General features: G+C 60.3%; 13 protein-coding genes. 10 read left to right on the top strand and 3 right to left on the bottom strand.

Features of this window, described 5'->3' with window-relative positions; all coding sequences use genetic code 11:
• Positions 1 to 6 precede the first annotated feature (6 nt).
• Positions 7 to 630, bottom strand: a complete 624-nt coding sequence (locus tag BPNPMPFG_RS38645) for a ProQ/FinO family protein (RefSeq protein WP_258599044.1) — start codon at positions 628 to 630, stop codon at positions 7 to 9.
• 483 nt (positions 631 to 1,113) lie between these two features.
• Between BPNPMPFG_RS38645 and BPNPMPFG_RS38640 the strand changes: the two genes are divergently transcribed.
• The 6 genes from BPNPMPFG_RS38640 to BPNPMPFG_RS38615 all read left to right on the top strand — a co-directional run bounded on the left by BPNPMPFG_RS38640 (position 1,114) and on the right by BPNPMPFG_RS38615 (position 8,244).
• On the top strand, positions 1,114 to 2,505 hold the full coding sequence (locus tag BPNPMPFG_RS38640) for a TolC family outer membrane protein (RefSeq protein ID WP_258599042.1): 1,392 nt from the start codon (positions 1,114 to 1,116) through the stop codon (positions 2,503 to 2,505).
• 323 nt (positions 2,506 to 2,828) lie between these two features.
• Positions 2,829 to 3,218 (top strand): hypothetical protein, encoded by a 390-nt coding sequence (locus BPNPMPFG_RS38635; RefSeq protein WP_258599040.1) that lies wholly within the window; start codon positions 2,829 to 2,831, stop codon positions 3,216 to 3,218.
• Between the two features lie 74 nt (positions 3,219 to 3,292).
• A complete protein-coding gene (locus tag BPNPMPFG_RS38630; RefSeq protein ID WP_258599038.1) occupies positions 3,293 to 3,478 on the top strand; it encodes a DUF2285 domain-containing protein in 186 nt (61 codons plus the stop codon).
• A 201-nt stretch (positions 3,479 to 3,679) separates the two neighbouring features.
• Positions 3,680 to 4,654 carry a hypothetical protein gene (locus tag BPNPMPFG_RS38625; RefSeq protein WP_258599036.1) on the top strand — a complete coding sequence of 325 codons (975 nt, stop codon included), beginning with the start codon at positions 3,680 to 3,682 and terminating at the stop codon, positions 4,652 to 4,654.
• An 844-nt stretch (positions 4,655 to 5,498) separates the two neighbouring features.
• On the top strand, positions 5,499 to 7,322 hold the full coding sequence (gene glmS / locus BPNPMPFG_RS38620; RefSeq protein WP_258599035.1) for a glutamine--fructose-6-phosphate transaminase (isomerizing): 1,824 nt from the start codon (positions 5,499 to 5,501) through the stop codon (positions 7,320 to 7,322).
• Positions 7,323 to 7,989: 667 nt separating this feature from the next.
• Positions 7,990 to 8,244 (top strand): helix-turn-helix domain-containing protein, encoded by a 255-nt coding sequence (locus BPNPMPFG_RS38615; RefSeq protein WP_319946055.1) that lies wholly within the window; start codon positions 7,990 to 7,992, stop codon positions 8,242 to 8,244.
• Positions 8,245 to 9,218: 974 nt separating this feature from the next.
• On the opposite strand, the gene BPNPMPFG_RS38610 is transcribed toward BPNPMPFG_RS38615, so the two are convergent.
• The gene (locus tag BPNPMPFG_RS38610; protein WP_258599034.1) at positions 9,219 to 9,608 is read right to left on the bottom strand and encodes a hypothetical protein; all 390 of its coding nucleotides are present in this window, start codon (positions 9,606 to 9,608) and stop codon (positions 9,219 to 9,221) included.
• Positions 9,609 to 10,228: 620 nt separating this feature from the next.
• Here BPNPMPFG_RS38610 and queC point away from each other — a divergent pair.
• From queC to queE, 3 genes are read left to right on the top strand one after another with little or no spacing between them, the layout of a single operon-like run.
• On the top strand, positions 10,229 to 10,927 hold the full coding sequence (gene queC / locus BPNPMPFG_RS38605) for a 7-cyano-7-deazaguanine synthase QueC (RefSeq protein WP_258599033.1): 699 nt from the start codon (positions 10,229 to 10,231) through the stop codon (positions 10,925 to 10,927).
• Positions 10,927 to 11,283, top strand: a complete 357-nt coding sequence (gene queD, locus BPNPMPFG_RS38600; protein ID WP_123169385.1) for a 6-carboxytetrahydropterin synthase QueD — start codon at positions 10,927 to 10,929, stop codon at positions 11,281 to 11,283. The genes queC and queD overlap by 1 nt, the downstream gene beginning before the upstream one ends.
• The gene (gene queE / locus BPNPMPFG_RS38595) at positions 11,280 to 12,014 is read left to right on the top strand and encodes a 7-carboxy-7-deazaguanine synthase QueE (protein WP_183455159.1); all 735 of its coding nucleotides are present in this window, start codon (positions 11,280 to 11,282) and stop codon (positions 12,012 to 12,014) included. Before queD ends, queE begins: the two co-directional genes overlap by 4 nt.
• 241 nt (positions 12,015 to 12,255) lie before the next feature.
• Here queE and BPNPMPFG_RS38590 read toward each other — a convergent pair whose 3' ends face one another.
• A complete protein-coding gene (locus BPNPMPFG_RS38590) occupies positions 12,256 to 12,486 on the bottom strand; it encodes a hypothetical protein (protein ID WP_258599031.1) in 231 nt (76 codons plus the stop codon).
• 303 nt (positions 12,487 to 12,789) lie between these two features.
• Between BPNPMPFG_RS38590 and BPNPMPFG_RS38585 the strand changes: the two genes are divergently transcribed.
• A complete protein-coding gene (locus BPNPMPFG_RS38585) occupies positions 12,790 to 14,196 on the top strand; it encodes a dicarboxylate/amino acid:cation symporter (RefSeq protein ID WP_319946054.1) in 1,407 nt (468 codons plus the stop codon).
• Positions 14,197 to 14,245 lie beyond the last annotated feature (49 nt).

Genomic DNA, 14,245 nt, shown 5'->3' with positions numbered 1-14,245 from the left:
CGGCGATCAAGCCATCGGCTTTCGGAAAGACCGGCGACGCTTCGTCTCAACGACGATTCCGGTCGGGCTGTCGGCCCTACTCTTCGCCTTGAAGAGGGCCGTTTGCTTCGGTTTCGGTTTGGGTGGCGCTTCAGGCTCTGCCCTTGGCTCCGGCGTTTGCTTGCGCTCTTGCTTGTCCTTGCGGCACAGCAAAGCCTTGGCGGTGGCCGCGTCCGCATCCGATACCTCGCCGGCCGGCTCGCCATCGAGATCGACCCGCGCGGCGCCGGCATCCAGTCTCGCCAAGTATCTGGCCATCCTGGTATAGGCGCGCAGGGCTCTCCCCAATTCATCATCAGACAGTTCGTCATCAAGCGCGCGAATGTCATGATGGATGCCGATCTTGAGCGGCCTGGGGGCTTTCGGATTGAACGCCGCAGGCCACTTTGCCGATAGATGGCGGAAAAGCTGTGCGGGCGATTTCCCTCGGCTAGCGGTCGACATGATCAAGCATCGCCCGATTTGTTTTCGTTCCCAATTCTGACCTTTCGTAGCACGCATATATGCAATGATTATGGGCGTCTGAGAAAAATGGGCATTCGTCCCGCAAGGCAAAGCACCGGGCCCTGGCTCCTCCAGATCGAGTACCATTGCCCGGATTCCGAGATACATGAGATGTCGCTCCCCAACCTCTCGCGACTTCTGAGGAACGGAATCGATCAACCGGACGGCGACCTCGCGAACGCGAGAGAACTGTAGGCCGGGCACTTTCCAGCCCGGTATTCCCGGCTCCTCAACGCACAACCATTGGCTGGCGACTTCTCGAACATGGACAGCGGCCTGAAGTCCGCCGTCGGAGGCGAATGACTGTCTCCCGGATAGCGAACTTTATTGCGATCGCCAATCCGCTGTACCGCCATGCCTCCAGCTTGCGGCTGATATCCATCATGTAGATGGGTTTTCATCAAAACAATCGATTTTACGCAGAATGACCGGAATGAAAGAGGTCGCTCCGGAGGCTCTCTCTATGCGCAAGCATAGGGCCTGAAGGGTCCCGAGACGTCGTGTCGGCTGTCAATCGCGACCGCCGATGCGGCGCAGTTGCCATGACGAAATAAAATGAGGGATATGTTTGTGCCGACTGTACGCAACAGCATTTTTGCCATTATTTTTTGCTCTGCTACCATCCTACCGCCGTTAACGGCGTCGGCAGAGACTATCTTCGGAACCCTATCTAAGGCCTATCAGAACAATTCTTCGCTGAATTCGACCCGCGCCGGCACACGCGTCACGGACGAGGGCGTGGCCATCGCCAAGTCGGGCTGGCGTCCGACCATCACCGGCTCCGCGGACATCGAGTATTCCAGCAGCCACCTTAACGGCTCGAACCGGAGCGTGCGCCTAACCCAAGGCAACTTCGGCGTCGAAATCGATCAGACCCTGTTCGACGGTTTTCAGACCAGGAACAATGTCGCGGCTGCCGAAGCGCAGGTCGGCGCTTCGGTCGAGAGCTTACGCAACGCCGAACAAGACACCCTGTTCAACGCGGCTCAGGCCTATATGAACGTAATTCGCGACCGGCAAGTTGCCGTGCTGACGGAGCAGAACCTGCAGTTCCTGACCGAACAGGCGCGTGCTGCGCGTTCGAGCTTCGAGGTTGGGGAAGGCACGCGCACCGACGTCGCGCAGGCCGATGCCCAGCGCGCCAACGCAGTGGCGAAGTTGAGTGCCGTCCGCGCGCGGGCGCTGGCAAGTGCGGCAACCTATCGTCAGATCGTCGGGGACGAGCCGGGGAAGCTCAGGCCGGCGGCGCCGGTGGCAAAATTGCTGCCGTCGAGCCTCGATGCGGCAATCGCGATCACATCAGCCGAGCATCCGGCCATCCTCGCCACCCAGCTTCTGGTTGACGCGGCGGCGTTTTCAGTGAAATCGGCCGAAGGCGCGCTGCTGCCCCAGCTTTCCGCAAGCGCCGGCGTCTCGAGCGCTTATCGCAACACCGTGCCCGGTGTGATCACCTCGGGAACGGAAGGCACAACCAATTCGGCCAGCATCGGGGCGACGCTGACCGTCCCCATTTATTCTGGTGGCCGCACTTCAGCACTGGTGCGCCAGTCCAAGGAATCGCTCAGCCAGGCTAGGATCAAGGTCGACGTCAGCCGCGACCAGGTGCGCCAAGCCGTGACCGCGGCATGGACCGCTTATACCGCCGCCCAGCAGAGCGTCGCGGCCAACCGGCAGGCGATCGCGGCCGCGAAGCTTGCCTTGAACGGCGTCATCGAGGAGCGCAATGTCGGCCAGCGCACTACGCTCGACGTGTTGAACGCCCAGAACGACCTCATCACCGGCAAGATCGATCTTGCCAGCGCCGAGCACGACGTGGTGGTAGCGAGCTATGCCATCCTACAGGCGACCGGCCGTCTGTCGGTCGAGCGCCTTGGCCTGAACGTGACAAAGTACAAGCCTGAAGACCATTACAACGCGGTCAAGGACAAGTGGATCGGCCTGCGCACGCCGGACGGTCGCTAAGCCGATCAACGCGCCCTGCGAAAGATCCCTCTTGGCCGGAGTCGAGAACGGCAAAGGCAGCTATCCAAGCCCACTTCGAGCATCATACGTTGTCCAACTTTCCCAGCACTGACAAACTGCGGTAAAAGTTGTCAATGCCGGGGCGCGGGGAGATCAGATACGTCCAGATTCGCAGCCCTATAGTCTAGTAAGCACCACTTGCGCCAAACGCGGAAGTTCATTGGCCTCCAACAAAATCTGCTCCTGAGGCGAAGAAAGCACGAGATTCCTCAATCTCTTAAAGGCCTGCGATCAGCTCTCACACGGCGGTGAAACTCGTTCGCTTGAACATCATCCTCAAGGAAGCCACGGCGCACAGGCCGTTTCCTAGCATTGAGATCGCTTCCTCCTTTTTCGCGGACGCGTCACAATCGGACGCCACGTCGGCAAGGTTCTTTTGGGATCCGCGCGACTGCGCCCGTATTCTACGAGCGGCCGCGGAGCCGGTTGGGCTCGACCACGATTTTGAACCGCTTGATCTTTCTCCGCTCTCATGCGGAAAGGACATCCTGCTGACACCTGCCGGCGTGCAGCACGTGCTGCTGAGGGAGGACTGTCGGAGTCTGCAGATCGCCGTTTCCGGTGCCTCCGTTCTCCGCCCGTTGCGGCTATATGTCGACGCAATCGTGCCGCCGCGGCACCTGAAGTTCCATGTTGCTGCCCGTAGTTTTTGAATAGCATCAATGGTTGCGGCCGCCTGGCAGCTGCTTGCCTTCCGCCGGAACCCCGCAGAGGGCGACTGCGTATCGTGCTCCAGGCTTTGGATGGTTCGCTTGCCGGAGCATCCCAGGAGATCGCCATTGCCCTGTTCGGGAGACGGCGTGTCGAAGAAGATTGGTCTCATCCGGGCAGCCATCTTCGCGATCAGGTGCGTCGCGCCGTCCAACGTGGCCGCTACCTGATGGGCGGCGGCTACAGACAGTTCCTGGTGTAATTGTGGTGACAGCCTAGCATTTGGCTTATTCCAAAACACGCAGGGATCTGTCCGCATCCGCCCATGACGGGCTTATTGTGCATTGCACAAAACCTGACGCGCGGTTAGTCTTTCCGCTGCGGGAATTGGGTTTGGGTAATACGGACGAAGCACTGAGAACCAAGGCTTCGTTGATAGTGCATTCATACCCCGAGGACCCTGATGACCGATACGCACCCCGACAAAGCCGGCGCTGCAAGCCTTGAGGCGATCGCGCGAAACGGCAGCATGCTCCATCGCATCGCTGTGCGTATCCCGACCTATCTCTCGGATTTTCGAGAGAATCCGGCGCGGCTGCCGATGTTCATGCTCGCCCGCACCATGCCGGCACGGAGAATGCACTGGCGTGGTGCAAAGCCTGTTCGAGTGTCGCAGAAAGCCCAGGACACGATGTTTGCTGGCGTCAATCGCCAGGATGTTGTCGACGCTCTGCGGTCGGATGGGCTTTTTTCCGGTCTCGTCTTGCCAACAATGGTCTCTGAAGATGTAGCCGCATTCGCCAGGTGCACACCTTGCTTCGGCAATTTCGACCGCCGCCTCGAATTCATGCCGACGGAGCATGCGGAGGCTGAGGTCCGGTTTGGCCGTCCGTTGCTCAGCGGCCACTATTTCGAGCGCATTTTGGGCTGCAAGGCGGCACTCGCCATCCAGAACGATCCGCTGCTCATGGATATCGCCGCGCACTATCTCGGCGGCCAGGCTAAGTTGATCACCACGCGTGTCTGGTGGAGTTTCCCGACCGGCCAAGCCTCCGACGCCGACAAGAACCTGGCTTCGCTTGGCAAATACCACTTCGACCTCGACGACTGGCGGATGCTGAAGTTCTTCTTCTACCTGATGCCCGTCGACGAGGGCACCGGCCCCCATGTCTATGTCCGAGGCAGTCATAACCGCCGCGCCCTCAAGCACCAGCTTACGCTTCTCGTCGGCCATCCCGCGCAAGAGGTTCTGGACGTCTACGGGGAGCAGAGCCCGGTCACGCTGACCGGGGAGGCCGGTCTCGGTTTCGTCGAGGATCCGTTCGGCTTCCATATGGGCACCGTGCCGGCCCGCAGGCCACGGCTGATGATGGAAGTCGGCTTCGGCGTTTCTCCTCCATCGCGCCGCCGCTTCCATGGCGAGCCTGTGATCCGCTGATTTCGAAAAGTCACGAAAAGAATAATGCTATGGCGCCATTCCAGTCTGTTCGGCGCCAAAGCGGTTGTCTGCACATCCGTTGGATGTGGCTGGCGCTATGGGTCTCGCCATGGCGCCAGCCAGCGCATGTTCGAATCGAGGTGCGATGGCTCCGATTTCCGCGGACCGGCTGAGCTGCCAAACTTGAATGAATCGATCTCAAACCGGGCGTCGATGCGCGACGACGACCTAAAACCGAGCTCGGAAGGATGCATGCAACCGGCTCCTCTCGCGCGAAAATATCCGCATCAGGTCTTGCCAACGGCCGATCTCGCGCGCGGCGGCGCGGGGCTAACGCAGGCGTACGGGCGCCTGTAACGATAACCGGATCGGGCGCGGTGCGGGCGTCGGCCGCGTGCTTGCTGGCGCGACCGCTTCGCCGACTTCCGGCAGCGCGCGTCGTCTTCAAGTCCCGCGTCGTCAAGCTGGATGGAAAGCGTCTTCAGAGCGCGCGTAGCGCCTCAACGATCTGCCGACGCGAGTGGATTGGAAACCTCAGGGAAAGGACTGCGTCGGCGGTTGAGAGGGGGTTGAGTAGCCCGGATGGCCGCGCATGGCCGGCCGACCGAGGTTGTTGCTTAGTGCCGCGGGTGTGAGCTTGCGTTCGGTCATGAGAGTGTCAGGCGCAACGAGGAGTTTAGATCAGGGCCCGCGCCTTGGTCTATCCATAGGGTGGATGGTAGCTATCCTTACAATCAATTGTACCGATATTACCAAATACTACTACAAGATCCTGAATGAAATCGGGCCGGGTGGGTGTCGTCTCAAGTGGGCTGAAGCTGCCGGGAAGAATGCGGAGACGAGCATGTGCGGGATTGTTGGCATTGCTGGGCAACAGCCGGTGTCGGAGCGGTTGGTCGACGCGTTGAAGCGTCTGGAATATCGCGGCTATGACTCGGCCGGCGTTGCGACGATCACCGAGGGCGCCTTGCACCGCCGGCGCGCCGAGGGCAAGCTCGTCAATCTCGAGACGAGACTGAAGGAAGAGCCGCTGAGCGGCGACATCGGCATCGGCCACACGCGCTGGGCAACCCATGGGGCACCGACTGAACGCAACGCGCATCCGCACTTTAGCGATGGTGTGGCCGTCGTCCATAACGGCATTATCGAGAATTTTGCCGAGTTGAAGGACGAATTGGCGGCGGCGGGAGCCGAGTTCCAGACCGACACCGACACCGAGGTCGTCGCGCATCTCTTGGCAAGACACCGCCGGGAGGGCATGGGGCGAGGTGAGGCGATGCATGCCATGTTGAAACGCGTCAGGGGCGCCTACGCGCTTGCCATTCTCTTCGAGGATGATCCGTCGACCATCATGGCGGCGCGCAATGGACCGCCGCTGGCGATCGGTCACGGGGACGGCGAGATGTTCCTGGGCTCCGATGCGATCGCGCTTGCTCCCTTCACCAATGAAATTACCTATCTCATCGACGGCGACTGGGCCGTAATCGGCAAGACGGGCGCCGATATCTTCGATTTCGACGGCCATCCTGTCGAGCGTCCGCGACAGACCTCCACGGCCGCGGCCGATCTCGCCAACAAGGGCAACCATCGCCACTTCATGGAGAAGGAAATTTACGAGCAGCCCGAGGTCATCGCGCATGCGCTCGGTCACTATATCAACATCATAGAGAATCGCGCCGACATGGTTTCTGGCATCGATTTCTCCAGAATCCCGAGCTTGGCGATCTCTGCCTGCGGCACCGCCTATCTCGCCGGACTGATCGGAAAATACTGGTTCGAGCGCTATGCGCGCCTGCCGGTTGAAATCGACGTTGCGTCCGAATTCCGTTACCGCGAAATCCCGTTGTCGCCGCAGTCGGCGGCTATTTTCATTTCGCAGTCCGGCGAAACCGCCGATACGCTGGCATCGCTGAGATACTGCAGGGAGCTTGGGCTGAAAATTGGCGCCATCGTCAATGCCCGCGAATCGACCATCGCTCGGGAGGCCGATGCGGTCTTCCCGATCCTTGCCGGACCGGAGATCGGCGTCGCCTCCACCAAGGCTTTCACCTGCCAGCTTGCCGTTCTTGCCGCACTCGCCATCGCCGCCGCCAGGGCCCGCGGAACCGTAACCGAAGACGAGGTGCAGGCGCTCGTCAGGAGCCTCGCCGAAGTGCCGCGCGTCATGGGGCAGGTACTCAACAGCATCCAGCCACAGATCGAGTTCCTCTCGCGTCAACTGTCAAAGTGTCGTGACGTCCTGTATCTTGGCCGCGGCACCAGTTTCCCGCTGGCGATGGAAGGTGCGCTGAAGCTCAAGGAGATTTCGTACATCCACGCCGAAGGCTACGCGGCGGGTGAGTTGAAGCACGGTCCGATCGCATTGATAGACGAGAACATGCCAGTTATCGTTATCGCGCCACATGATCGCTTTTTCGAAAAGACCGTCTCCAACATGCAGGAAGTGGCTGCCCGTGGCGGGCGGATTATCCTCATCACCGATGAAAAAGGGGCGGCCGCATCGACACTCGACACTATGCACACGATCGTGCTGCCCGCCGTCGACGAGATTATCGCTCCGATAATTTTCTCGCTGCCGATACAGCTTCTTGCCTACCACACGGCGCTCTTCATGGGCACAGATGTCGACCAGCCGCGCAATCTCGCAAAATCGGTCACCGTCGAATGACTGTGACGTTTTTATAGGTGGCGATGCTCGTCCATCCGAAAGCGCCAACACGTGTCTAGAACTGAAGCTCGGATGAAATCCAACAATCGCCATCCTTTTTTCGGCAGGTCGGGCAATTGCGCAGGGCAGCCGGATTGAGCTTGCTCAAGCCGACGTCAGCACAGAAGCCCGCGGCCCTTTCGGCTGTATCCTCGGCCGCCCCATCCTTTCAGTCTGCGAATAAGCATCGGCGGCTTAAAAAATTTGGTTAAAGCAGCGCTAATCGATGTGTGATTCAAACATAGCGCGTTTTTCGCTGCATCGGCGGCGGACATTGGTCGAAGGTATCAGCGTCCGCTAGGCTGGGTGGACGGTGCTGGAGGCGGAGGCAGGGGGAGTTCGAGTTGCTGTTCAAGAATGCCATCGGCGAGGATGGGTCGCGTGGGATCGCAGGACGAATGCGGTACAGTTGATCGGGCCATCTCAGGGCAGGCAGGTTCTTGCAACTTGATCAGAAGCAGGTGAGTCGCCATATTCCGACCTGGCTGTCCATTTCAGGTGGCCCATTTTATGGATGAGGCCGGTCCGGCCGAATCGACGTCCATTTTTTTGATTTGCTGGGTGCGCGCCAGGTCCGGGAGGAAATCTCCCGATTTATCAGGCGCCCCTTATCTTCTTGGAGGTGTCTATGAAGGATTCGCGCAGTCCCGAGCCAGTCTTGACGGCTATGTCGCAGGGGACCCACATCATCCGCGCTTATCGTGAGCACCTTGGATATTCGATCGAGGACCTCGCAGTGGCGTGCGGGCTTGCCGCTGAGGAAATCCAAAACATCGAGTCGGGTCTGAGGTACAACAAGGGCTATCGGGATCGGATAGCGAGATCGCTGTCCATACCTGGGGGAATTCTTGAGGCAGAGGCGGACATATCGGACGCCGCGTGATGTCGGATAATCTGCAAATGAGTGGAAGATCCGCTCCTTGTGATGTGTAATTTGCGACTGACAGTCGAACGTCAAAAAAGAGCGCCCGGGTTCCTGGAAACGAAGAACGGGGAGACGCGAATGCCTTCTGGCGCAGTACCGCCAAGAGAATTCTCGTCCAACTGTCCGAGTCAGGAATTGCACAAGGGTTCGCCGTATATGAAGTTGGAACGCTTCATCTTCATATTGTCTTAGGCGATATCGCCGCCCGGAGTGCTGCGACACGTGCACGATAGCATCGGCTCGTGACGAAGGATTGCTAACGGCGAACTCATGCTGGTCGGCAACGCGATACCGGCTGGAGCATCAGGTTGGCCGACGAGAGCGGCCCACCAAGTTGGGCAGGATCGGCCGACACGGCCGACATCGCGCCGCTCTGACAAGAGCACAGCGGGCACCCAGACACTGCCGGGTTGACTATGGGTGTCGGAACCGCGAAAAGGGGCCGCTCTTCATGAGTGGCGTGCGCCGGCAGTCTAACCCCAAGCCCCCCGCCCAGGCTGCCGGCGCGCTTCTAACGTAGACATAGGGCACAACGTTTCCTTGTCCGACTACGCCTCGATCAGATCCCGAGCAGCCAGCCAGTGTTCGACCGTCGCTTCCGCCTCTGCCTGGCGCCCGAGGCGCTTCCTCCAGCGAGGAAAGCCGATCACCATGGGTGCCGCCAGTTCTGATGCTCACCCACGTGCCATTTGCGATCTCGTGTCGGTGAGAGCACCGGAAGCACCTCCCTGCTTGAAAAGGGCAGGGCAGCTTGCGTCGCCCCTGTTGTTACTATTCTTCGCTGTGGTCGGTGTCTTCCTTGGCTTCGGAATCGGGACATTCGACTTTGCAAAAAAATAGGCCGCCGGAGCCGTTTTCGAGCACGACAATCATGCCGGCAGTGCCGGCAACGATGCCGCATGCAAAAATCCACAGATGGTTCTAGCCAAATGCTAGCTGCCCAGCATATGTCCGGCATTTCGCAAGGCCCCTAGGAAGAGACTGGCATGGCCGTTGGCATCGATCTTGGCCTGCATCGACAAAGGCATGCTGTTCCAGTTTTCCAATGGCGCAATGAAATGTGAGAAAGTACCATTGACGATGCAATGGTGGGTAACAAGGCCCTGTCTATCCAACGCCAGCACGCCGGTTTGGTCGCCCTGATATCGGATGGCTGCGACCCGCTGGACCTCCGCGTCACCGTCGACCCGCACGTCGAAAAGCAGGATACCGCGGCTCCTGGTGGCTATCTCCGCGGCTTTTTCAGCGAAGCTTAAGGAGAGAGAGCGGACGCTTTCGACCGCCATCTGGAAAACCATCAAATCCAGTTCATGCACTGCCATAAGGTAACTGCACGTAACACAGCGGTCATTGCAATCGACGCACACGGCTTGTTCACAGATGTCGGCTCACGACCGATCATTTAGTTTGGGTTTGCCGGTCGGCCACTGACCGAGGGCGTGCTCCGGTTCGAACCGATCCTGAAGCGGAATGCGCGGGATCTACGGAACCCGAAGAGCCGGCCGGCCAAGTTGCCGCGACAATTGATGTCGATCATTCCAGACATCTGCATTTCGGCGCGGCTGCGAAAAAATGCCACCTGGTAAATCCGTTCTTTGCGGCAAGCCCATCCTCGGGCCGTCTTGGACATGAAACCCTCGCGTGGCGTCCCTCGAAGCTCGGCACCGCCGGGCGCTTGATCGAAGCGTCGAGAACCCTGTTTTCCGAAGATCCGGGACGTCCTTCAGAGCATATTCTGGTACGCTCGCCTTTGAACATCCACTGAAACGTCCGTCCGTGTCCCTGCAGGCTCACCGCCTGAGCGCGCCTTGCACACAGCGGCGCGGCACGTCCGCGCATGAAACTTGTCCCCCGTTCGCTTCACAAAATGGATTTCCTGAAGTACTGGGAGCGCAGAGAAATCTCCGGTCGCAGCCTACCCGGTTAAAACAAGGACCCAACGATGAAAACTCTCGTCATCTGCTCCGGCGGATTGGACTCCGTTACTCTTGCTCACAAGGTGGCAGCGGAGTACGAGCTCGCCGGCCTCCTATCTTTCGATTACGGCCAACGGCACCGGAAGGAATTGGGATTCGCCGCCCTTTGCGCTGAACGACTGAACGTCCCGCATCGCAGCATCGACATCCGCCAAATCGGCCGCGGCCTTTCCGGCTCCGCGCTGACCGATAGTGTGGATGTGCCGGATGGGCACTACGCCGAAGACACGATGAAGGTCACGGTGGTGCCGAACCGGAACGCCATCATGTTGGCCACCGCCTTCGGTCTCGCCGCCGCGCACAAGGTCGAAGCGGTGGCGACTGCCGTCCACGGTGGGGATCATTTCATTTATCCCGACTGCCGTCCGGCCTTCATCGACGCTTTCCAGATAATGCAAGACCGCGCGCTCGACGGCTACGCGAAGGTTCGCCTTTATGCGCCCTATGTGAATCTCACGAAGGCGGACATCGTTAGGGATGGAGCAACATACGGCACGCCATTTGCACAGACCTGGTCCTGCTACAAGGGCGCCGAGCGTCACTGCGGGAGGTGCGGGACCTGCGTCGAGCGGCGCGAGGCGTTTCATCTCTCTGGGCACCTGGACCCCACCGACTACGAGGACCCCGACTTCTGGCTCGATGCGCTGCGAAGGAGGACCGCATAATGTTCCGCATCACCAAGGAATTCCACTTCTCGGCCTCGCATCAGCTCACCTCGTTGCCGCCCGATCACCAATGCGCGCGCCTGCACGGGCATAACTACATCGTCGAAGTGGAGCTTTCAGCGAATGGACTGAACGACAACGGTTTCGTGCGCGACTATCACGATTTGGCGCCATTCAAACGCTATATCGACGAGAGCTTCGACCACCGACATCTCAACGACGTGCTCGGACATGAGCAAGTCACCGCGGAATGCCTGGCCAGACATTTTTATCTATGGTGCAAGGCACGCCTGCCCGAAACCTCGGCCGTGCGAGTGAGCGAAACGCCGAAAACCTGGGCGGAATACCGGCCATGACCGATACGCATCCCGCAATCCGCGTGAGCGAGATTTTCGGGCCGACGATCCAGGGCGAGGGCGTGCTCATCGGTTTGCCGACGGTCTTCATCAGAACCGGCGGGTGTGACTATCGCTGTTCCTGGTGCGACAGTCTCCATGCGGTGGACAATCAATTCCGCCATGAATGGGAGATGATGCCAATCGACGCGGTATGGCAAACCGTCGTTACGCTTTCCGGTGGCCGGCCAGTGATGGTGTCGCTGTCAGGCGGCAATCCGGCCATTCAGCCGTTTCGTGCGCTCATTGAGCGAGGCCATGGTGAAGGTTACCGTTTTGCGCTCGAGACCCAAGGTTCGGTGGTCAGGGACTGGTTTGCCGACCTTGACGTGCTGGTCCTCAGCCCTAAGCCGCCTTCAAGCGAAATGAGGACCGATTGGGCCACTCTGGAGGCGTGCGTCGATGCGGCGCAGGAGAAGCCGCAGATCGTGCTCAAGCTCGTTGTTTTCGACGAGAGCGACTACGCCTACGCGAAAGGCGCCGCGGAGCGATTTCCGCGCCTTCCGGTTTACCTGCAACCCGGCAATCACACGCCGCCCCGTCCTGGCAACGAAGACGCGTCTGTCGATCTGGACGGAATAATGAAACGCATGGAGTGGCTGGTTGAAAAGGTAACCGGCGACAGGTGGTTCGACGCCCGCGTGCTGCCGCAGCTGCACGTTCTGCTGTGGGGCAACAAGCGGGCCGTCTAGCCTGCGTCTTTCGCACTGGAACTGCGTCTGCGGATCTTCGGTTAGCCGGGTCGGCCCCCATTGACGGCGTTGTCGGGGTACTTGCGGACTTATGGTACCGGCACAAAGAGCGTGGCCAGCCGAGTTTGATCCGACTTTGATGGGGCATCCTTGTGGTCCGAATTCAGGGATGCGCGATGGGCCAGATTGTGCATGGGAGCATCACGACGACAGAGGCGATCCATAGAGCAATACATCATGGTCAAGACGGCCTGAGGACGCGGGCCAACGCTACGGCACAAATCACAAGACCGTTGGCAACCTGGCGCGAGAACTCCATGTCCATCACCGCATGCAGGTCCACGACCGACAACCACTGCGCCCACCCAAAGGTTGGCGCGGCGCTACCGCGGTGCGGCGGCAGCACAGCGATCGCGCGCCAGGAGCGCAGCTTGGGGCCTATGTCGCGACGCGGCCGGTCGACTTCCGTCATTTTGTGGAGCGCCAGACTATACGGGGTCGCAGCGGCAATCGCTTGGCCGCTGCCAGGCTGCCTGTAACGCCCAGAGCGACCTCCAATCCCCGACACTCGGCCCTTCTCTCGATAAGGGCACGCGCCAGCGGCGTGTGCAGAAATCCGCACAAGCACGGCGTGAGGACCGGCGCGTGTCTCGCGCCGCCGCAATTTGGCACGGCGCTTGCGAACGACATGGCAGCTGCGTTCGACCGGAGTGCCGCGATGCGAGAAGCCTGGGATGGGACGAAGCGCCCGGCCCCTATCCGGTTGGGGAGAGAAATGGTGTTAGCTCCACATGTCCGCGGCGCGGACGCGGCGCCTCGCAAGGCCTTCTACGCCAAGCCCTATGTGCAGGTGCTTGCCGCCATCGCCCTTTGCGTCGCACTCGGCTATTTCTATCCGGGGATCGGCGAAAGCGCGAAGCCGCTCGGTGATGCCTTCATCAAGCTCGTCAAGATGGTCATCGCGCCGGTCGTCTTCCTGACAATTGCGACCGGCATCGCCGGCATGAACGATCTCCAGAAGGTCGGCCGAGTTGCCGGCAAGGCGATGGTCCATTTCCTCACCTTCTCGACGCTCGCACTTATCGTCGGCCTTGTCGTCGCCAATGTCGTTCAGCCGGGCGCCGGCCTCAACATCGATCCGGCCTTGCTCGACGTCCAGGCCGTGAATACCTATGCCGCGAAGGCCCACGAGCAGTCCGTCACCGACTTCCTGATGAACATCATCCCGTCGACGATCGTCGGCGCCTTCGCGCAAGGCGACATCCTGCAGGTCCTGGTCTTCTCGGTTCTGTTCGGCATCGCCCTGGCCACGGTAGGAGAGACGGGCAAGCCTGTCGTTTGCTTCCTTCAGGCACTGATCGCCCCCATTTTCAAGCTCGTCAGCCTGCTGATGAAGGCCGCCCCGATCGGGGCTTTCGGCGCGATGGCCTTCACCACCGGCAAATATGGCATCGGGTCGATCGTTAACCTCGCGATGCTGGTCTGGACGTTCTATTTCACCGCCTACCTTTTCGTGTTCGGCGTTCTCGGCGCGGTCTGCCGTTACAACGGGTTCTCGATCTTTTCTCTCATTCGCTACATCAAGGAAGAGCTGCTGCTTGTCCTGGCAACGTCCTCCTCGGAGGCCGCGCTGCCCTCGATCATCGAGAAGATGGAGAAGGCCGGCGCCAAGCGTTCTGTCGTGGGACTCGTCGTCCCGACCGGATATCCCTTCAACCTGGACGGCACCAATATCCACATGACGCTGGCGGCCCTCTTCATCGCCCAGGCGACGAACTTCGATCTCTCGATTGGCGATCGGATCCTGCTGCTTCTCGTCGCCATGCTCCCTTCGAAAGGAGCAACTCGCATTACCGCTGCAGGCTTCGTCACGTTGGCTGCAACGCTCTTTGTCATCCCGACCGCCCCGCTCGCCGGCATGGCGCTGATCCTTGGCGTCGACCGCTTCATGTCCGAATGCCAGGCGCTGACGAATGTAGTCGGCAACGCGGTGGCTTCGCTCGTCCTCGCCCGCTTGGGGGCGAGCCGGATGAAGTTCGATCGGCAAAGGCCGTCGCGAGCGGCCCCTCGACGCTTTGACGGTGGAGGATCAAGACGTCCGGCCCGGCGAAGGGCGGTTGCGGCCGGCCAGCTCGCGCGAGCGCCGCTCAGCCATTGGGGGCAGGGCGTGAAGTCGTCCTAGAGGCATTGCCAGCTGGCATCGGCACCGAGAGAGCCCCGCAACTTCCCGT

The sequence above is a fragment of the Mesorhizobium sp. AR07 genome, assembly GCF_024746815.1.
Taxonomy (GTDB): Bacteria; Pseudomonadota; Alphaproteobacteria; order Rhizobiales; family Rhizobiaceae; genus Mesorhizobium.
Note: the sequence above shows the minus strand (reverse complement) of the source record. Positions and strands in the feature narration are given on the sequence as shown.